Source organism: Sphingomonas adhaesiva (assembly GCF_036946125.1).
Lineage (GTDB): Bacteria > Pseudomonadota > Alphaproteobacteria > Sphingomonadales > Sphingomonadaceae > Sphingomonas > Sphingomonas adhaesiva_A.
In genome coordinates, this window is sequence record NZ_JAQIJT010000002.1 from 494,846 (window position 1) to 514,622 (window position 19,777).

At 68.4% G+C, this 19,777-nt stretch carries 13 protein-coding genes; 9 read left to right on the forward strand and 4 right to left on the reverse strand.

Translation table 11 applies throughout. The features are described 5' to 3' along the window. Nucleotides 1-179: 179 nt before the first annotated feature. Together PGN23_RS08685 and PGN23_RS08690 are read right to left on the reverse strand one after the other, a co-directional pair. Nucleotides 180-860 (reverse strand): 50S ribosomal protein L25/general stress protein Ctc, encoded by a 681-nt coding sequence (locus tag PGN23_RS08685; RefSeq protein WP_335302492.1) that lies wholly within the window; start codon nucleotides 858-860, stop codon nucleotides 180-182. A 218-nt stretch (nucleotides 861-1,078) separates the two neighbouring features. After that, on the reverse strand, nucleotides 1,079-1,972 hold the full coding sequence (locus PGN23_RS08690; protein ID WP_335302493.1) for a TraB/GumN family protein: 894 nt from the start codon (nucleotides 1,970-1,972) through the stop codon (nucleotides 1,079-1,081). A 62-nt stretch (nucleotides 1,973-2,034) separates the two neighbouring features. Here PGN23_RS08690 and PGN23_RS08695 point away from each other — a divergent pair, with 62 nt between their 5' ends. From PGN23_RS08695 to PGN23_RS08735, 9 genes are all read left to right on the forward strand, one after another. Next, nucleotides 2,035-2,922: a glycine--tRNA ligase subunit alpha gene (locus PGN23_RS08695; RefSeq protein ID WP_335302494.1), complete on the forward strand. Its 888-nt coding sequence runs from the start codon at nucleotides 2,035-2,037 to the stop codon at nucleotides 2,920-2,922. A 265-nt stretch (nucleotides 2,923-3,187) separates the two neighbouring features. Beyond that, entirely contained in the window at nucleotides 3,188-5,368 is a 2,181-nt protein-coding gene (gene glyS / locus PGN23_RS08700; RefSeq protein ID WP_335302495.1) for a glycine--tRNA ligase subunit beta, read from the forward strand. 99 nt (nucleotides 5,369-5,467) lie between these two features. After that, the gene (ppdK, locus tag PGN23_RS08705) at nucleotides 5,468-8,161 is read left to right on the forward strand and encodes a pyruvate, phosphate dikinase (RefSeq protein ID WP_335304556.1); all 2,694 of its coding nucleotides are present in this window, start codon (nucleotides 5,468-5,470) and stop codon (nucleotides 8,159-8,161) included. A gap of 13 nt (nucleotides 8,162-8,174) precedes the next feature. Then, nucleotides 8,175-8,744, forward strand: coding sequence for a DUF1214 domain-containing protein (locus PGN23_RS08710; protein WP_335302496.1), 570 nt, complete (start codon nucleotides 8,175-8,177; stop codon nucleotides 8,742-8,744). Next, the gene (locus tag PGN23_RS08715; RefSeq protein WP_335302497.1) at nucleotides 8,741-9,304 is read left to right on the forward strand and encodes a DUF1254 domain-containing protein; all 564 of its coding nucleotides are present in this window, start codon (nucleotides 8,741-8,743) and stop codon (nucleotides 9,302-9,304) included. Before PGN23_RS08710 ends, PGN23_RS08715 begins: the two co-directional genes overlap by 4 nt. Before the next feature lie 168 nt (nucleotides 9,305-9,472). Beyond that, complete coding sequence (locus PGN23_RS08720; RefSeq protein ID WP_335302498.1) at nucleotides 9,473-11,341, forward strand: methyl-accepting chemotaxis protein; 1,869 nt, start codon at nucleotides 9,473-9,475, stop codon at nucleotides 11,339-11,341. Between the two features lie 53 nt (nucleotides 11,342-11,394). After that, the gene (locus PGN23_RS08725; protein WP_335302499.1) at nucleotides 11,395-12,237 is read left to right on the forward strand and encodes a transporter; all 843 of its coding nucleotides are present in this window, start codon (nucleotides 11,395-11,397) and stop codon (nucleotides 12,235-12,237) included. Nucleotides 12,238-12,279: 42 nt separating this feature from the next. Next, nucleotides 12,280-12,546, forward strand: coding sequence for a hypothetical protein (locus PGN23_RS08730; RefSeq protein ID WP_335302500.1), 267 nt, complete (start codon nucleotides 12,280-12,282; stop codon nucleotides 12,544-12,546). A gap of 1,074 nt (nucleotides 12,547-13,620) precedes the next feature. Further along, nucleotides 13,621-14,037: a phosphodiester glycosidase family protein gene (locus tag PGN23_RS08735; protein WP_335304557.1), complete on the forward strand. Its 417-nt coding sequence runs from the start codon at nucleotides 13,621-13,623 to the stop codon at nucleotides 14,035-14,037. Between the two features lie 351 nt (nucleotides 14,038-14,388). Here the strand turns inward: PGN23_RS08735 and PGN23_RS08740 are convergent, their stop codons facing one another. Beyond that, nucleotides 14,389-16,098 (reverse strand): ShlB/FhaC/HecB family hemolysin secretion/activation protein, encoded by a 1,710-nt coding sequence (locus PGN23_RS08740; protein WP_335302501.1) that lies wholly within the window; start codon nucleotides 16,096-16,098, stop codon nucleotides 14,389-14,391. After that, nucleotides 16,095-19,721, reverse strand: a complete 3,627-nt coding sequence (locus PGN23_RS08745) for a beta strand repeat-containing protein (protein ID WP_335302502.1) — start codon at nucleotides 19,719-19,721, stop codon at nucleotides 16,095-16,097. Before PGN23_RS08745 ends, PGN23_RS08740 begins: the two co-directional genes overlap by 4 nt. Nucleotides 19,722-19,777 lie beyond the last annotated feature (56 nt).

Sequence of the window (19,777 nt, forward strand, 5' to 3'; positions counted from 1 at the left end):
GACTTCGCTCAGGCCGAACGGAAGGTGTATCCGGTGCGGCAGCCTTCGATCGACTTCGCTCAGGCCGAACGGCAGGATGTGCCGGATGCGCGCGCTCGTGCTCTCGACCCGAAAACGAAAGGGCAGGGGAGCGTCGCCGCTGCCCTGCCCCCGAACGAAACCGCCGTGGCGGCCGGCGATTACTCGCCCTTGTCCTCGCCCTCGGCGTCGTCGGCAGCCGCCTCGGCTTCCGCGGCTGCTTCGGCCGATGCGGCCTCCGCCAGCGCGGCTTCCTCGGCGGCCTGCTCCTGCGCCTCGGCGAGCATCGCCGAGGGGGCGACCAGCGTGGCGACGGTGAAGTCCGGATCCTCGATCGTCAGCGTCGCGCCCTTGGGCACGCGCACGTCGCCGATGTGGATCGTGTCGCCCACGTCCTTGCCCTTGACCGAGACGGTGATCTGGCTGGGGATGTCGGCGGCGTCGACGGTCACTTCCAGTTCGGTCGCGACCAGCGTCAGCACGGCGCCCTTCTTCACGCCGGGCGATTCTTCCTCGTCGACGATCACGACCGGGACCGGCACGGTGACGGTCTCGTGCGCGGCGATGCGCAGGAAGTCGACGTGCAGCGGACGGTCGGTGACCGGGTGGAAGGCCACGTCCTTGGCCAGCGTGCGCTTGCCGTCGACCATGATGACCGAGTTCATGAAGTGACCGGTCATCAGCGCCTTCACCAGCGCCTTCTCCTCGAGGTGGATCGAGGTCGGCTCCTTGTTCTGGCCGTAGATCACGGCGGGGACGCGGCCGTCGCGACGCAGTGCACGGGAGGCTCCCTTGCCAACCCGGTCACGCGTTTCGGCTGCGAGCGTGATGGTGTCGCTCATTGATATGCTCCGAAATACGGGTGATGTTCGTCTTCCCGACACGCCTCCAGGGATGACCATGGCGGGAAGCGGGCGCGCTTAGCGGGGGACGGGGGAAAAGGCAAGGTGGGCCAGGCAGGTCGTCATCCCCGCGAAGGCGGGAAGCCGGATACGCTGAGGTCCGAGAAGGAAGCGCGATGGCAGCGCGTCTGGATCCCCGCCTACGCGGGGATGACGATTCAATAACGGACCCGCACCGCCTTCAGCCTGTACGCGCCGAGCTGCTGCTGGACGCTCTGCGTGCCGGCCAGATGGCCTGCGCCCACCGCGATGAAGACGGTGCCGGGGCGCTTCATGCGCTCGGCGATCCACGCCGCCCACTTCCGGTTGCGGTTGACCAGCAGCGCCTGCGCCACCTCGGGCGAATCCTTGAGCGAGTCGTTCATCTCGCTCGCGACGCCGTCGGGATTGCCCGCGGCCCAGGCATCGACCAGCTTGCGGAAGGTGGTATCGGCGGTGGGCAGTTCGTCGAGCGTGCTCTCCAGCAGCCTGACCTGCGCCGGTTGCGAGATGGCGTCGAAGATGCCCAGCTGCCCCTCGAACGTCTCCAGCCCGACGATCGGCTTGCCGGCCTGGCGCGCGGCGTCGGACAGCACCTTTTCCGGGCCGTTGGCGGGGTCGTAGCCCAGCTTCTGCACCGGCAGCAGCGACAGCGTGATCGCGGCGAACCACGGGCGCATCCGATCATAGGCGGCCGGCGGCAGCCCGCCGTCCGCCATCGCCTTCTGAAACGCCGGGCGGTAATTGGGCGGCAGCTGCTCGGTCAGCGGGGTGCCGGCGGGAGCGAATGCCTTGGACGCGACGACGCGCTGCTGGGTCTGCGCGTCGGGCTCGACCATCTCCAGCACCAGCGTCTGCGAGCGGTCGAACGCCGTCTTCACCGCCTCGTCGAACCAGGACAGGCCGGGGCGCAGCACGTGGATCGTGCCGAAGAGATAGATGGTGGTGTCCCTGTCCTTCACCACCCACAGCGCCGGGTCGGCGTCGGGGGAGGCCGCCGCCTTCGGCCGGGCACAGGCGGGGAGGGGCAGCGCGAGAAGCAGCGCGAGCGGGGCGGCGAACCAGCGAGTCATGACGGGCAGCCCTAGCGCGCCCCTTGCGGGAAGGCGAGGGTTCGGCCAGAGGTCGCCGCCGTATGGACCAGCCCCTTTCCTTTCAGGCGATGATCCTGCGGCTCCACCAATATTGGTCGGAGCGCGGGTGCGCGATCCTGCAACCCTATGACATGGAGATGGGGGCGGGGACGTTCCACACCGCCACCACGCTGCGCGCGCTGGGGCCGGACGCGTGGAACGCGGCCTATGTCCAGCCGTGCCGCCGCCCGACCGACGGCCGCTATGGCGAAAACCCCAACCGGCTCCAGCATTACTATCAGTATCAGGTGATCCTGAAGCCCAGCCCGCCCGACCTGCAGGATCTGTATCTGGGCAGCCTGGCGGCGATCGGGGTGGACATGAGCATCCACGACATCCGCTTCGTCGAGGACGATTGGGAAAGCCCGACGCTGGGCGCCTGGGGACTGGGCTGGGAGGTCTGGTGCGACGGGATGGAGGTGACGCAGTTCACCTATTTCCAGCAGATGGGCGGGTTCGACATGAAGCCGGTCGCTGGCGAGCTGACCTACGGGCTGGAGCGGCTGGCGATGTACATCCAGAACGTCGACAATGTGTACGACCTGCGCTTCAACGATGCCGGCGTGAGCTATGGCGACGTGTTCCTGGAGAACGAGCGCCAGATGTCGACGTGGAACTTCGAGGTGGCGGATACCGAGACGCTGTTCGACCAGTTCCGCAAGGCGGCGGCGGAGTGCGAGAACTGCCTGGCCGCCAAGCTGCCGATCCCGGCATACGAGCAGGCGATCAAGGCGAGCCACACGTTCAACCTGCTCCAGGCGCGCGGGGTGATCTCCGTCGCGGAGCGGCAGGCGTATATCGGGCGCGTGCGCGATCTCGCGAAGGCGGCGTGCGCGGCGCATATGGAGAAGCACGGGTGGGCGGAGCAGCTCAAGGTTCCGACGACGTGAAGCGTCGTTGGAATAGCTGCGGAGGGGGCGTGATGAGGTTCACGCGAAGCCGCGAAGACGCGAAGGTTTATGGTTCGCGCAGAGCACGCGGAGGACGCAGAGGTGTTGTGCCTTGCCGCGTCAGCGGCTCTCGAACATCTCGCGTTGGCGTGACCCGGTGCGCTACCGCGCACGAAGCCTCTCTGCGTCCTCTGCGCGCTCCGCGCGAACATCATCTTCGCGGCTTCGCGTCTTCGCGTGAATCCCAATACACGGCCGATATCGCATGACCGACTTCCTGCTCGAACTCCGCTCCGAGGAAATTCCGGCGCGCATGCAGACCAAGGCGCGCGAGGATCTGGCGCGGCTCTTCGCGGGCGAGCTGGCCAGGGCCGGGCTCGCCGCGGCGGAGACGGTGAGCTATGCCACGCCGCGGCGCCTCGCGCTGATCCTGCGCGGGCTGCCGGAGGCGACCGAGGCGGTCAGCGAGGAAGTGAAGGGCCCCAAGACGAGCGCGCCGCCGCAGGCGCTGGAGGGGTTCCTGCGCAAGACCGGGCTGACGCGCGAGCAGCTGGTCGAGCGCGACGGCGTGTTCTTCGCGGTGAGCGAGAAGCCGGGGCGGGCGACCGCCGACGTGCTGGCCGACGCGATTCCGGCGGTGATCCGGGCGTTTCCGTGGCCCAAGTCGATGCGCTGGGGCGCCGCGTCGGCCTCGACCGAGAGCCTGCGCTGGGTGCGGCCGTTGCAGGGCATCGTCGCGCTGTTCGGCGAGACTGTGGTGCCGGCGAGCATCGCGGGCGTCGAGAGCGGTGCGGCGACGGTGGGGCACCGCTTCCACCATCCGGGCGCCATCACGATCGGCTCCGCGGCGGATTATGTCGAGAAGCTGCGCGCGTGCCACGTGATCGTCGACCAGGCCGAGCGCGAGTCGATCATCGCGCTGGGCGCGACGATGCTGACCGCGAAGGCGGGGCTGACGTTGGTGCGCGACGAGGGGCTGCTGGCGGAGAATGCCGGGCTGACCGAATATCCCATTCCGCTGCTGGGCCGCTTCGACGCGGCGTATCTGGACGTGCCGCCCGAGGTGATCCAGCTGACCGCGCGCGTGAACCAGAAGTATTTCGTCTGCCGCGACGCGGAGGGGAAGCTGGCCAATGCGTTCGTGTGCACCGCGAACATCGACGCGGCGGACGGCGGCGCGAAGATCGTCGAGGGCAACCGCAAGGTGCTCGCCGCGCGGCTTTCCGATGCGCGCTTCTTCTACGACACCGACCTGAAGGTCCCGCTGGAAGAGCAGGCGAAGAAGCTGGACCGGATCGTGTTCCACGAGAAGCTGGGTACGGTCGCGGACAAGGTGGAGCGGGTCGCGAAGCTGGCGCGGTGGCTGGTGGAGAGCGGTGTCGTCTCTCCCCTCCCCGCAAGGGAGGGGCCGGGGGTGGGTAATGAGACCCACCACGGTTCCGCGAAGATCACACCCACCCCCGACCACTCCCTTCCAGGGAGGGGAGAGCTGGCGGATCAGGCCGGGCGTGCCGCACGGCTCGCCAAGGCCGATCTCGTCACCGGCATGGTCGGCGAGTTCCCGGAATTGCAGGGGCTGATCGGGGGCTATTACGCCGCCGCGCAGCGCGAGGATGCCGCGGTCGCCGAGGCGATCCGCGATCACTACAAGCCGGTGGGGGCGGGCGACGACGTGCCGACCGCGCCGGTGACGGTCGCGGTGGCGCTGGCGGACAAGCTGGACAGCCTCCAGCAGTTCTTTGCGATCGGGCAGGCGCCGACCGGGTCCAAGGATCCGTTCGCGCTGCGGCGGTCTGCGCTGGGTGTCATCCGGCTGCTGACCGAGAACGGGCTGCGGTATCGCGTTCCCGGTGAACTGCTCGACTTCTTCGCCGACCGCCTCAAGGTCCAGCAGCGCGAGGCGGGGGTGCGGCACGATCTGATCGATGCGGTGTTTGCGCTGGGCGGCGAGGACGATCTGGTGCGACTGCTCTCGCGAGTGAAGGCGTTGCAGTCGTTCGTCACCACCGACGATGGGGCGAACCTGCTCGCGGGGTACAAGCGCGCGGCGAATATCCTGAAGAAGGAAGGCCGGGTGGCGCCCTCCACGACCGATCGTCACCCCGGCCTTGAGCCGGGGTCCCGCTTCTTGGACGCGGAGGATAGCGGGACCCCGGGTCAAGCCCGGGGTGACGAGACGACGGCGTATGCGCCGGAGCCCGCCGAGGCGGCGCTGGTCGCGGCGCTCGATATCGCCGAGCCGGCCGCCGCGCAGGCGGTCGCGCGGGAGGATTTCGAGGGTGCGATGGCGGCGCTCGCCACATTGCGCGCGCCGATCGACCGCTTCTTCGACGACGTGACCGTCAACGACGCCGATCCCGCCAAGCGCGCCGCGCGGCTCGCGTTGCTGGCGCGGGTGCGCGAGGCGGTGCATGGCGTCGCGGACTTCTCGCGGATCGAGGGGTAAAGCCGGGCTGTCCCGACCCTGCCGCAGAATCGTGTTGCAATCCGCGCCCCGACCGTGTGTTGCGGTGCACAACGATACGATAGGACAGGAGACGTGACGATGGCGACCGCGGCACAGGCAGGGACCGACACGCGATACGTCTATCGCTTCGGCGGTGGCGTCTCCGACGGCGGCAAGGGCGACAGGAACCTGCTGGGCGGCAAGGGCGCGAACCTGGCCGAGATGGCGTCGATCGACTTGCCGGTGCCGCCGGGCTTCACCATCTCCACCGCGATGTGCGCGCGCTATTACGAGGAGGGGGAGCGCTTTCCCGAGTCGCTGAAGGCCGAGGTCGCGGACGGCATCGCGCATATCGAGCAGGTGACCGGCAAGCGCTTCGGCGATGCGGCCGATCCGCTGCTCGTCTCGGTCCGCTCGGGCGCGCGCGTGTCGATGCCCGGCATGATGGACACGGTGCTGAACCTGGGCCTCAACGACGAGACGGTCGAGGGGCTGGCGGCGGCGAGCGGGGACGAGCGCTTCGCATGGGACAGCTATCGCCGCTTCATCCAGATGTATGCCGACGTGGTGCTGGAGCTGGACCATGGCGCGTTCGAGGAAGCGCTGGAGATCGCGAAGGAAGACCGCGGCTTCACGCTGGACACCGAACTGTCGGCGGCGGACCTGAAGGAGCTGGTCGCCGAGTACAAGAAGCTGGTCGAGGCGGAGTGGAACAGGCCGTTCCCGCAGGACGTGCACGATCAGTTGTGGGGTGCGGTGGGCGCGGTGTTCGGATCGTGGCAGTCGGAGCGCGCCAAGGTGTACCGCCGGCTGAACGACATTCCCGGCGACTGGGGCACCGCGGTCAACGTGCAGGCGATGGTCTTCGGCAACATGGGCGATACGTCGGCCACCGGCGTCGCCTTCACGCGCGACCCGTCGAAGGGCGACCGCGCCTATTACGGCGAGTTCCTCATCAACGCGCAGGGCGAGGACGTGGTGGCGGGCATCCGCACCCCGCAATATCTGACGAAGACGGCGCGCGAGGAGGCGGGCGCGAAGCCGGCGTCGATGGAAGAGGCGATGCCCGAGGTGTACGGCGAGCTGGCCGCGGTGTTCGACCGGCTGGAGACGCACTACCGCGACATGCAGGACATCGAGTTCACGGTCGAGCGCGGCAAATTGTGGATGCTCCAGACGCGCTCGGGCAAGCGCACCGCGAAGGCGGCGCTGAAGATCGCGGTGGAGATGGCGGACGAGGGGCTCATCACGCGCGAGGAAGCGATCGCGCGGGTCGAGCCGCAGGCGCTCGACCAGCTGCTCCACCCGACGCTGGACCCGAACGCGCCGCGCGACGTGCTGACCAAGGGGCTGCCCGCGTCGCCGGGGGCCGCGAGCGGCGCGACGGTGTTCGACGCCGATACCGCCGAGCGCTGGGCCTCGGACGGCAAGGCGGTGATCCTGGTGCGCACCGAAACCTCGCCCGAGGACATCCACGGCATGCATGCGGCCAAGGGTATCCTGACCGCGCGCGGCGGGATGACCAGCCACGCCGCCGTGGTGGCGCGCGGCATGGGGCGGCCGTGCGTATCGGGCGCGGGCACGCTGTCGATCGACGCCAAGGCCAAGGTCGCGCGCGTCGGTGGGCGCGAGGTGCGCGAGGGCGACATCCTGACCATCGACGGCGCTACCGGCGAGGTGATGGTGGGCGAGGTCGCGACGATCCAGCCCGAGCTGGCGGGCGATTTCGGCACGCTGATGACATGGGCCGACGAGGTCCGCCGGCTGAAGGTGCGCGCCAATGCGGAGACCCCGCTCGACTGCCGCACCGCGCGCGACTTCGGCGCGGAGGGCGTCGGGCTGTGCCGGACCGAGCACATGTTCTTCGACGCGGCGCGGATCACCGCGGTGCGCCAGATGATCCTGGCGGAGGACGAGGCCGGGCGGCGCGCGGCGCTGGAGAAACTGCTGCCCGAGCAGCGCGCCGACTTCACCGCGATCTTCGAGGTGATGGCGGGGCTGCCGGTCACCGTCCGGCTGCTCGACCCGCCGCTCCACGAATTCCTGCCGCACGAGGAGAACGAGTTCGCCGAGGTCGCCGCCGCGGCGGGGATCGCGGTCGACCAGTTGAAGCGCCGCGCGGCCGAGCTGCACGAGTTCAACCCGATGCTGGGGCATCGCGGCTGCCGGCTGGGCGTGACGTACCCGGAAATCTACGAGATGCAGGCGCGCGCGATCTTCGAGGCGGCGATCGATGTCGCGGAGAAGAGCGGGGAAGCGCCGATCCCGGAGGTGATGATCCCGCTGGTCGCGACCAGGCGCGAGCTGGACCTGATGAAGGCGGTGGTCGATGCCGCGGCGAAGGACGTCTTCGCCGAGCGCGGGCGCACGGTCGACTATCTGGTCGGCACGATGATCGAGCTGCCGCGCGCGGCGCTGCGCGCGGGCGAGATCGCGGAGGCCGGCGAGTTCTTCTCCTTCGGCACCAACGACCTGACGCAGACGACGCTGGGGGTCAGCCGCGACGATGCCGCGCGCTTCCTGGGCGCGTATGTCGAGAAGGGCATCTACGCCAAGGACCCGTTCGTCAGCCTGGACGTCGAGGGCGTGGGCGAGCTGGTGAAGCTGGCCGCCGAGCGTGGGCGCGCGACGCGCCCCGACATCAAGCTGGGCATCTGCGGCGAGCATGGCGGCGATCCGGCGTCGATCGCCTTTTGCGAAAGCGTGGGGCTGGATTACGTCTCCGCCTCGCCCTACCGTGTGCCGATCGCCCGGCTGGCGGCCGCCCAGGCGGCGCTGAAGGCCAGGGGGTAGGAGGAGCGGCGGGATGAGACCTTGGGCGCGGTATCTGACGGGCATCGCGCTGGGGCTCATCGCCGGGATCGGTTATGCCACCTGGACCGTGCGCACCGGCGCGATGGGATCGGGCGTGCGGATCGGCGCGTGGGAGACGGGGACCGATCTGGGCACCGCCGACCAGAGCGCGCGGACCCGCGCGGTGGTGGCGCGGCGCGGTCTGCTCGCGCTGCCGGCGCGCGAGGCGCGTTACTATACCGCGAGCACCGACGATGCCGGGCGCCCGCTGGACGGCACATGCCGCTATCGCATCACCGGCGGGGCGCTGCCGGCGAAATGGTGGAGCCTGACGCTCTACGACCGCGACGGCTATCTGGCGGGTGACGGACCCTATTCGATCGGCAGCGCGGCGCTGTCGCCGGCGGAGGCGCAGCGCTGGACGGTGCTGATCGCGCCGGAGCGTCAGCCCGGGCGCTGGCTGCCGAGTGCGGGGCTCGACCGTTTCGAGCTGACGCTCCGCACGTACCTGCCCGCGGACGAAGGGCGGACCAGCCCGGCGCGCGATCAATTGCCCAGCATCCGGCGGGAGGCGTGCGCATGATCCGCGATCGTCTGCGCCCGTGGCTCCGCTCGTGGATGGGGCCGGCGCTGCTGGCGCTGGTGGTCGCGCTGGTCGCCTGTCAGGCGACGCTGCGGCGGACGCCCGACGTGCTGATGGCGGCAGCCGAGCGGCGGCTGGCGAAGGCGGGCGGGGTCAACGCCTTCGCGCACACCCCGCTGGCGACCAGCCGCTCGCGCGCGGTGGTGCGGCCGAGCCCGGATCTGGCCTATTCGGCCTGCGTGGTCGACCTGTCGAAGGGGCCGGTGACGGTCGACGTGGCCCCGGTGCCGGCGCGCTACTGGTCGCTGTCGGTGTTCGACGCGCGCACCGACGTGGCGTTCGTGCGCAACAATCTGGAGGCACAGGGACAGCCGATCCGGGTCGCGCTGGTGACGCCGGGGCAGGCGGCGCCTGCCGGGTATGAGCCGGTGGCGGTGCGGGGCGGACACGGCGTCGCGCTGATCCGCATCCTGGTCGACGACCGCGCGCAATTTCCCGCGATCGATGCGGCCCGGCGCCTGTCGCGCTGTGCAGCGGTTGCCGGCCGGCGCGCAGGCTGATCGCGGCGGAGCGAACCGCGCCGAATTTGTCGAAAGGGCTTAAATCTTTAGAGAAAGGCGCTGCGGGGCGTAAGGCGACCAGCCGTTTTTAACTTAGGTTGCCTTTGGTTACAGCCTATTAACGTTCATATTCTATTGGTGCCCGCTCATCACATGAGAAGCGATGGCATGGATAACCTTCGGATCATCAAGAAGCTGGGTGCTTGTTTCGCGATCCTGTTCCTCGTCCTGATGGGCGTCGGCGCGACAAGCCTTCACAATCAAGGAAATCTTGGTGATGCCGCCCAGGAATTGGGGGTGGATCGACGCGAGAAGCTGGAGGCCGCTGCCGCGGTCAACGCCGCCGCGTCCAACTACCGGGTCGCGGAGGCTTCGCACATCCTGGCCAAGGACGAGGCGGTCACCGCGCAGGCGGAAGCGGAGCTTCGCAAGCAGCGCGGGATCATCAAGGATCGCCTCACGTATCTCGATCAGCACGTCAGTATACCTGCGGTGCGCGCCCAATTCGAAGAGCTGAAGAAGCTGTACGCCGAATATGAGCGCGCTTCCGAAGCCATGCTGAACCTGTCGCGCAACAACGAGGATCAGGAGGCGCTGGAGCAATTTCGCGCCAATCGCATCCGCTTCGGCGAACTGAGTGCGGCTGCGACCGACGTGCAGAAGCGTCAGGCCCAGGTCATGGCCGAAGGCGCCTCCGATGCCGCCGCCACCGCCGAGACGGGCCGCAACGTCACGATCGTCGCGCTGGTCGTCGCTGCCGCGGGCATGCTCGCCATGCTGCTGCTGCTGGTCCGCGGAATCGCGACGCCGCTGGGGCTGATGACCAATGCCTTGGCGCAGCTGGCGAACGGCAAGCTCGACGCGGAGGTTCCGGTCCGCGAGCGTGCGGATGAGATCGGCGACCTTGCCGGTGCGATGAAGAAACTGCGCGACCAGCTGCTCGCGGCGGAACGTGCCAAGGAAGAGCAGACGACGCTGATCGTCGAGAGCATCGGATCGGGCCTTTCGGCGCTGGCCAGGGGAGACCTGACCGCCCGGATCGATGCCGATCTGACGGGCGCCTTCGCCACGCTGAAGAGCGATTTCAACAACGCCATGACCTCGGTCGCCACCACGCTGAAGGCGGTAACGGCCAGCGCGGAAGGGATCATGAACGGATCGAGCGACATCCGTCAGGCCTCCAACGACCTGTCGCAGCGCACCGAGCAGCAGGCGGCCTCGCTGGAGCAGACCGCTGCGGCCATGCACGAGATCACGACGACCGTGCAGGGCACCGCCGAAAGTGCGGCCCGCGCCAACGCCGCCGTCAAGGAAGCGCACATCGAGACGCAGAAGTCGGGCGATGTCGTCACCCGGGCGGTCGAGGCGATGCATGGCATCGAGCGATCGTCGACCGAGATCAGCGAGATCATCGGGGTCATCGACGGTATCGCATTTCAGACCAATCTGCTGGCGCTCAATGCCGGCGTCGAGGCTGCGCGCGCCGGTGACGCAGGCAAGGGCTTCGCGGTGGTGGCCAGCGAAGTGCGCGCACTGGCGCAACGTTCCGCCGATGCCGCCAAGGATGTGAAGACGCGCATCACCGTGTCCTCCGAACAGGTGGCGCTAGGCGTCGAACTGGTCGGTGAAGCGGGACAGGCGCTGTTTCGCATCAACGGTCGCATCGGCGAGATCAGCGGACTGGTGGCGCAGATCGCCGACTCGGCCGAGCAGCAGGCGACCGGCCTTCAGCAGGTCAACACCGCCGTCGGTGAAATGGACAACGTCACGCAGCAGAACGCCGCGATGGTCGAGGAGGCCACGGCCGCCGCCCGATCGCTGGCCGACGAGGCGCAGACGATGACGGTGGAGGTGTCCCGCTTCACGCTCGGCAACACCGGAACGGTGCCGAACCGCGAATCTCGCCCGGCCGGCGGATCGCCGGTGCACCAGCTTCAGGCGCGTGCCGCCGCCGTCGGCAAGCGCGGTCCCGGCGTGGTGGCGTCGCGCGGCAATACCGCTCTCGCGGTCGCCAGTGACGATTGGTCGGAATTCTAGGGCCCGTCCGGCAGCCCGCACAACCGTCCATCAAGAAAAGGCTTGCGTGTCCGATGACGCTTTCTGCTTTCCGCCGACGCGCGTGGCGGCTCTCCGCGATGCTCGTCGCGTCGTTGCCGATGATCGTCGCGTCCTTCCCGTCGGTCGCCCAGGAGCGGACGGACACGCGGGGATATTGCGCCGCCCGTCCCGGTATGGGGACGACCCCCTGCACGATCGCGCCGGGGCGGCTCTCGGTCGAGATCGCCGGCGTCGATTGGGAGCGCGACCGCAGTGCCGGACAGCGCACGGACTCGCTGCTGTTCGGTGATGCCGCGCTTCGATTGGGTGTGACCGACACGGTCGAGGTGTTGGCGCAAGCCACTCCCTTCGGCGTCTCCCATACGCGCGACGCCGATGGGAACCGATCGACCGGACGGGGGTCCGGCGACGTGACCCTCGGCACCAAGGTCAACCTGAAGAACCCGGACGGCAGCGGCTTCTCGTTGTCGGTGCTGGCCTTCGGCACCTTGCCCGTCGGCAGCAAGACGTTCGGAGCAGGCGATTGGGCCGCGGGGCTGCTGGTGCCGATGTCCCTTTCCGCCACCGACACGATCAGCCTTCAGCTCACCCCGGAATTCGACCTGGCGGCGGATAGTGACGGCGTCGGGCGACACCCGGCGTACAATCTCATCGCCGGTGCCGGCTTCTCGGTCGCGGATGGCGTATCGATCACCCACGAGCTGGCGGTCGGTCGCGACATGGATCCCGACGGCGAGAGCACGCAGGCCTTCTACTCGACGTCTCTGGCCTGGATGCCTCGCGACGATCTGCAACTCGACGCCGGCACCGTGATCGGCCTCAACGACGCTGCGCCGGATGTGCGTTTCTATGTGGGTATAGCCCGTCTCTTCTAGGTGACGTGCCCTCCATCGTCGCCGGATCATGGCGACGGCGGGGTGTATCACGCCGACGAGATGGGCGGTGCGGCGGGCGCAGCGCGTGGCGAGGCGACGGACCTGCCGGCGGCGACCGACGCATCCCGCGATCCGGTTGCGATGCCGACTGCAATGGGTGAGGGGGCCTTCTGGACCATGGTTCTGACCGCGGCCAACCAGAGGAAATCAAGAGGGCAAAACGAACGGCCTCAGAATCTGGCAGGAGAAGCCGTGCATTTTCAAGTTGGTGACCCCTACGGGAGAAATCGCCATGGTATCGAAAGATAAGAAATTCAGACATTTAGGTCGTGCGTCCCCAAAGCCTTTATACCAGGGGCCGCGACCAATTTTTATACCTGCTCACCGTCCGCACCCCGACGTCGTCGAGGTATGTTCGGTATAGGCCCTCATCGCCTGTCAGTCAGCCCGTACGATGGTTTGTCGCCGAACGACTTAGGTTCGGGACTCGTTGATCAGAGCCAGAAGATGACTGTGGCGGCAAGGGCGACGCTCATATCGTTGTGGCCAAGGCCATTGCTCTTGCGTCGGGCACCACGTTCCTCCGGTCGACCAATCGTCGCACAGGTGGCGTCGAACCTAGGCGACGAGCCATCGACCCGCCGGCGGGCTGTTTTGGCCTATCACCCGTCGGACGGCCTGCGGAGCAGATGGAAGAACAGCTTCTCGGGCGTGTCGATCTGCTCGATCGCCATCTCTCGCGGGATGATGATGCGGACCTTCTCACCTTCCCCCCGGGTATCGCCGAGTTGATGCTCTTGACCTCGATGCGGATCGGCACCTCACCGCTGGGTAGGAAGAAGGACTCGAAATCGGCGGCGGCAGCTCGAGCGAGGTCTTCGCCAGTGACAATCGGCGGAAAGGTGGGAGGGGGATTGCGCAGGATGCTCATTCGACGATCTCGTTATGGGCGGTAGGGATCGAAGCTGAAATATGCGCCATCGACGAACGTTAAAGGCGTTCTTTCCCTGATGGCCGAGGCGTAATCACTGACCCCGCCGGTCAATGTGTTTCATGAGCGTGCTTCCCCCGTGTTGAGAAAACATCATGTACGAAGGTCCATGGCCAGGCAGCTGTGTGCTGCGTTACTTGGGAAGTTCTGAAGCCTGGGCCTGAAAATAGTTTCGAGATGTCCTGAGTTATCCCGCGCCGTACCGCCTGTACGCCAGGCAAGCCGCTGTCGAATTCGTCGTAGCTGGCAAGGGTCAGTCGACTTCGTGGCGCAGTGGCTGTGCCGGGAGTTGACCATGACAGGGCAAAACGAGATGAAATCACGTCGCAGCCGTTCCGATCTCCCCGGCCTGGCTCAGCCGTGCGCGAAAATCGGCGAGCCACGCCTGCACCATCGCCGAATACGGCGCTGGCACCCGCGATGCGATCGCGGCCGGTCCACACCTTTTGCAGGGCGGACGGGCGATCCCGCTCCACCGGGCGCTCGCGGCCGAGGGCGGGAAAGGGCCGCGCACCGCGTTCGGCCTGTCCGCCGACCGGCGACGTGCATGGATCGTGGTTATCGACGGCCGGCAAAAAGGCTATAGCATGGGTGCGGACAATAACGCGCTGGTCGCGCTGTTCCGCAGCCTTGGCGCCAGCGATGCGATGAGCTTCGACGGCGGGGGTTCCTCGACGCTCGCGGTCGCCGAGGGGACGGGCGCAGCCGTCCTCAACCGGCCGATGCATACCGCTGTGCCGGGGCGGGAACGCCCGGTCGCCAACGCGCTGCTGGTCTTCGCCGCGCCGCTTTCCGCGACGAAACGATGACCCACTCCACCGGCCGTCAGCGCTCCTTCAGCCGGTAAAAGGCGATGACCCCTGTGCCGCTCTTGGGACTGCCGTCTTCCCTTCTCGGCATATGAGTCAGCGCGCCGGTTCGGGTTGGCTGGCAGCCCAGCCCCTCACTTCGCGGCGCCGCGCAGAGTTTCATCTGCCTCGCTCTTCTTCAAGAGCGAGGCCCTGGCAGGTCATTTGGGAAGTCACCTCAACCTACAATGTCGCTCGCCGCTTTGAGCCCCGGCGTGGGTCCTCGCCTTACGAAGCGATCTGTAAAGCATGGACAGACGACCCAAGCCGGTTCCTCTCAAACCCGCACGATCAGTCGCCGGGACCCAAGAATTAGTACCGGATCGTCAGCCCCATGAACGCCCGCGTCGCGCGGGGATCCAGGCCGGCGAGGCGCCGTGCCTGGACGTCACGGGTCAGCGGCTGCGCGACCTCGGCATAGCCCGAGACGTGGCCCGACAGAGCGAAACGCACACCGCCGCCCGCCGAGGACAGCGAATTGGTGCGCGATTCCCCTGGCAGCACTACCTCGTTCGACACGGTGCCGACATCGTAGAAGCCATAGAATTGCGTCCCCAGCTGCGCCGCGGCGATGCCGGTATAGTATTGCAGCTCGACGCGGCCCGCGATTCCCTTGTCGCCGATGATCTCGGACGGATCGTAGGCTGTGCCGATCATCGCGCCACCAACGCCGAATTGCTCGGAGGAGAAGAGCGAGCCGCCGAACGACGTCTGCGCCTTCACCACGCCGTACAGCGCGAGCCCGCGGCCAATCGCATCGAGGTTTTGGCGACGTGACAGTTCCACGGTCAGCTTGTGGAAGCCGTTTTGCGCGCGCGGGCGCGACGGGTTGGAGCGGTTCTCGCTCAGGCTGCCGAGCACCGACAGGCCCTGGCTGTATTCTGCCACCAGCAGGTTCTGCCCGCCGGCGCGATCCGCGATGTCGTAGCTGGCGTTCAGGCGCAGCGCGCGGATGCGGTCGTGCGACGAGGGCGTCAGCGACGGCGCGTCGTTGATGACCGAGCGGCTGTCGAGATAGTGAAACGCCAGCCCGACGCGCAGCGTCTGCGCGCGCGAGCGCAGCAGCGGATAGCCCAGTCGTGCCCCCAAAGTGGTGCCGTCCGCGCGGGCGTTCAGCGGTTTCAGCACGAAGCCGGGGCGCGAATGGCTGTAGCCTGCGCTGGTGCTCAGCAGCAGGCCGTCGCCGCCCAGCGGCACGTCGACCTGGCCGCTGACATATTGCAGCTCAGAGGTCGGCGCGGCGCCGGCATAATTGAGCGCGATCCGCTCCCCCAGGCCCAGCGCGTCGTTGGTGGCGACGCCGGTATAATATTGGATCGGGCCGATGTAGCGGCTGCCGTGATTGTCCATCCCCGCATAGGCGTCGACCGGCTTCTGCGTGGTGACGACCTTGACGAGCGACCCGCCCGGCACGTCGGGCGCGGGCGAGAGAACCGCGCGCGCCTCTGCCCCGGCGAGGTCGTTCATCAGCAGCAGATTGCGTTCCAGCACCTTGCCGCGCAGCGGGCGCGAGGCGGTGAGCGCATCGGCATAGCGGCGCAGGACACGGCTGGCCTTACCCTGCACCTCGACCTTGCTGACGAAACCCTCGACCACCTGCAGCCGCAGCACGCCGTCCTCGACGCGCTGCGCGGGCACGATCACGCGCGACAGCACGTAATCGTCACCGCGATAGCGCGCGGTGATCGCATCGGCGAGGCGGAAGGCGTCCGCCAGCGTGATCTCGCGGTTCAGCAGTGGGCGGATCAGGTCGTCGAACGCGCCCGCGGGATAGACGGTGCTGCCCTCGACACGGATGGCGCGCACGGTCAGCCGGACGTTGGCGGCGGCCTCCGGTGCGATCGTCTCCGGGATGTCGGGCGTGACGATCTCGGGGGCGGTCCGCGGCTGCGGCGGCGGGGCCAGCTGTTGCTGGACGCGACCGGGATCGACCTGCGCTGGCGGCGGGACGACCTGGGCGGCGGCCTCGGTGGCGAGCAACAGGGTGCCCGTCAGGCAGGCGGCATGAGCAAGGCGCTTCACTTGCGCGACTCCAGCTTGAGCGAGGAAACGAAGGAATTGGCGTAGTCGTTCGCACCCTGCACGCTGCGATCCTGGATCGTCAGCGTCGCGTTGGCGTCGCCGACGGTCATCGGCACCGCGGGCGCGACCGGCACGAAGGCGGTGGCGACGCCGGTGCTGATAGCGACCTCTCCGGTTGTCGACGGCGTCGCCACCGGCGTGGCGGCGAGCGCCTGGAGCGGCTGTGTCGCGACCAGTGCCTGCAACGGTACGGGGGCTGGCGCGGGCGTGACCGTCATCGTGCCGGGACGATAGGTGACGACATAGTTCGCCAGCTGGCTGCCCGCGACGTTGATGGCGTCGCTGCCCGCGGGCGATTGCATCGTGGCATCCGTCGACAGCGTCGGCGCAAGGCCGGTCGAGGCGACCGTGTCCCCGCCGACGAAGCCGCTGTAGCTGGCGGTCAGTACCGGCATCGGATCGCCCGACATCCGCGTCTTGTCGTCCGCGCGCACCAGCAGCGCAGCGGGCAGGATCGTCCCCGCCGCGCTCGCGACGCTGCCGGTAGGCAGCGCGTAATTGGCGAGCGACGTGCCGTTGCCGGCGACATAATCGCTCGCCGACAGGAGCACGGAGACGGGCAGCGACCGGCCCGCATTGGCGGCGGCGAAGGTGCCCACGGTCTGCGCGATGCCGATCGACTCGCCGGCAACGACGCCCTGGATGCGGTAGCTGGCCGAGGTCAGCGCCGCGGTCGCGGTGCAATCATAGGTCTTCGACACCGAGCCGGCGACCAGCGCGACCGACAGGCGGGCGGGGTCGATCACGACCGACAGCCCGCCGGGCTGGCCGGCGAGCGCGTAATTGCCCGCGTCCGCGCCGTTCAGCGCATAGCCGCTTGCGGTGACCGCACGCGTGCCGACATCCTTGCTTGCGGCGTTCCCGGTACCGGCGGTGACGCCGACCGCATCGCCATCCACCACGCCCGACAGCACACCGCCCGACAGCGCGACCGCGGTGGTACCGTCATAGGCGCGCGCCTGTGCGGCGACGCCGTCGAGCGTCAGCTGACGCGCGGAAACGGTCGCGGTCAGGCCGCCGGGCTGTCCGGTCAGCACATAATTGCCCGCGTCCGCGCCGTTGAGCGCGAAGCCGGTGACGGTCACCGCCTTGGCAACGCCGATGTTGCGGTCGCCGAGGCTGCCGAGGCCGGTGACCAAGCCGACGGCGTCGGGGCCGATCACGCCGGACAGCGTGCCGCCGGTCAGCGCGACGTTGGTCGTGCTGTCATAGCTGCGGTCGAGCGCGGTGACGCTGACCGCCTTCGCAGCGATGTCGACCGACAGCGTGCTGGGTACGCCGCCCAGCGCGTAGTTCGCTGCATCCGCGCCATCGAGCGCAAAGCCCGTGACGCTGACGATCTTGCCGGTGCCGATGTCACGGTCCGCCATGCTACCGGTGCCCTGCACCAGCGAGACCGCGTCGCCGCCCAAGAGGCCCGTGACGCTGCCATCCGTCAACGCCACCGCAGTCGTCCCGTCATAGCTGCGGTCGATGGCAGTGACACCCGAGAGCGATACCGCGCGCTGCGCGATCGTCACTGACAGGCCGCTCGGCTGACCGGCGAGCGCGTAATTGCCCGCATCCGCGCCATTTAGCGCAAAGCCGCTCGCGCTGACCGCTTGCGTGCCGGCGTTGCGGCTGGCGGCGGTCCCGGTGCCATTGGCAACGCTCACCGCGTCGCCGTTGAGGACGCCGGACAATGCGCCACCCGACAACGTCACGGCGGTGGTGCCGGCATAGGCGCGCGCCTGTGTCGTGACGCCGCTCAGCGTCAATTGGCGGGCGGTGACCGTCGCGGTCAGACCGCTCGGCTGCGCGGAAAGCACGTAATTGCCTGCGTCCACACCGTTGAGTGCGAAGCCGGTAACGGCGACCGCCTTCGCGATGCCGACGTTGCGGTCGGCGAGGCTGCCGGTGCCGCTGACGAGGCCGACGACATCCGAACCGATCACGCCGGACAGCGTGCCGCCGGTCAGCGCGACGTTGGTCGTGCCGTCATAGCTGCGGTCGATCGCGGCGACGCCAGTCAGGTTCAGCATCTTGGCGGCGATATTCACTGACAGTGTGTTGGGTACGTCGCCCAGCGCATAGTTCGCCGCATCCGCGCCATTGAGCGCAAAGCCCGTGACGCTCACCGTTTTGCCGGTGCCGATGTTGCGGTCCGCCATGCTGCCGGTGCCCTGCACCAGCGACACCGTATCACCGCCCAGCACGCCCGTGACGCTGCCATTCGTCAGCGCCACCGCGGTGGTGCCGTCATAGCTGCGGTCGATGGCAGTGACACCCGAGAGCGATGCCGCGCGCTGCGCGATCGCCACCGACAGGCCGTTCGGCTGGCCGATCAGCGCGTAATTGCCCACGTCCGCACCATTCAGCGTAAAGCCGCTCGCGGTGACCGCCTGGGTGCCAGCGTTGCGGCTGGCGGAAGTGCCGACGCCGACGCCGACCGCGTCGGACCCGATCACCCCCGACAGCGTGCCGCCCGACAGCGCAACCGCGGTGGTGCCGTCATAGGCGCGTGCCTGGGTGATGACGCCGGTAAGTGCGAGTTGCTTCGCGGTGATGGTGGCGGTCAGCCCGAAGCCGGTGAGCGACACCGCCTTGGCGACGCCGACGTTGCGGTCGGCTAGCGTGCCGGTGCCGGCCGTCATGCCGACCGCATCGCTGCCGATCACCCCCGACAGCGTCCCTCCGGTCAGCGCCACCGCCGTCGTGCCGTCGTAGCTGCGGTTTACCGCGCTCACGCCTGACAGCGTCACCGCCAGCGGCGTGATCGTCGCGGACAGGCCGGCCGGCAGCAACGCGAGCACGTAATTGCCCGCATCCGCGCCGTTGAGGGCGAAACCGCTCGCCGACACCGAGTGCGTGCCCGCATTACGGCTGGCCGAGGTGCCGGTGCCGCCCGCCACACCCACCGCATCGGACCCGATCACGCCAGATAGCGTGCCGCCGGTCAGCGCGATCGCGGTCGTTCCGTCATAGGCGCGCCCCTGCGCCACCACACCGCCCAGCGCCAGCTGCTTGGCGGCGACGGTCGCGGTGAGGCCGCTGGGCTGCGTGAGCGTGTAATTGCCCGCCGCCGTGCCGGTCAGCGTGAAGTTCGACAACGACACCGCCTTCGCGACGCCCACGTTGCGGTCGGCGAGCGTGCCGGTGCCGGCATTGACCCCGATCGTGTCGCCGCTCAGCACGCCCGACAGCGTGCCGCCGGTCAGCGAAACCGCGGTGGTCCCATCGTAAATGCGGTCGACCGCCGCCAGTCCTGCCAGCGTCAGCGGGCGAGGCGTGATCGTGCCGATCGTCGCGGAGGTCGATCCCGTCGGCAACACATAGTTTGACAGCGACGTGCCCGCGCCCGCGGTGAAGTCGCCCGCCGACAGCGCCGCGGTGACGCTGAGCCCGGTGCCTACGTTCGCGGTGCCATAGGTACCCGATGTCGCGCCGATCGAGATGCTCTCGCTGCCGTAGAGGCCGGTCAGCTGGAAGTTGCCCTGCGCCAACGTGGCCGAGGTGGTGCGGTCGTACTGCTTGGCGACCGACCCGGTCAGCGCCAGCGTCAGCACCTTCGGCGTCACCGTCACCGTACCGTTGACGAGGTTGATCGCATACCCCAGCGGCGAGGCGAGCGTGCCCTGTC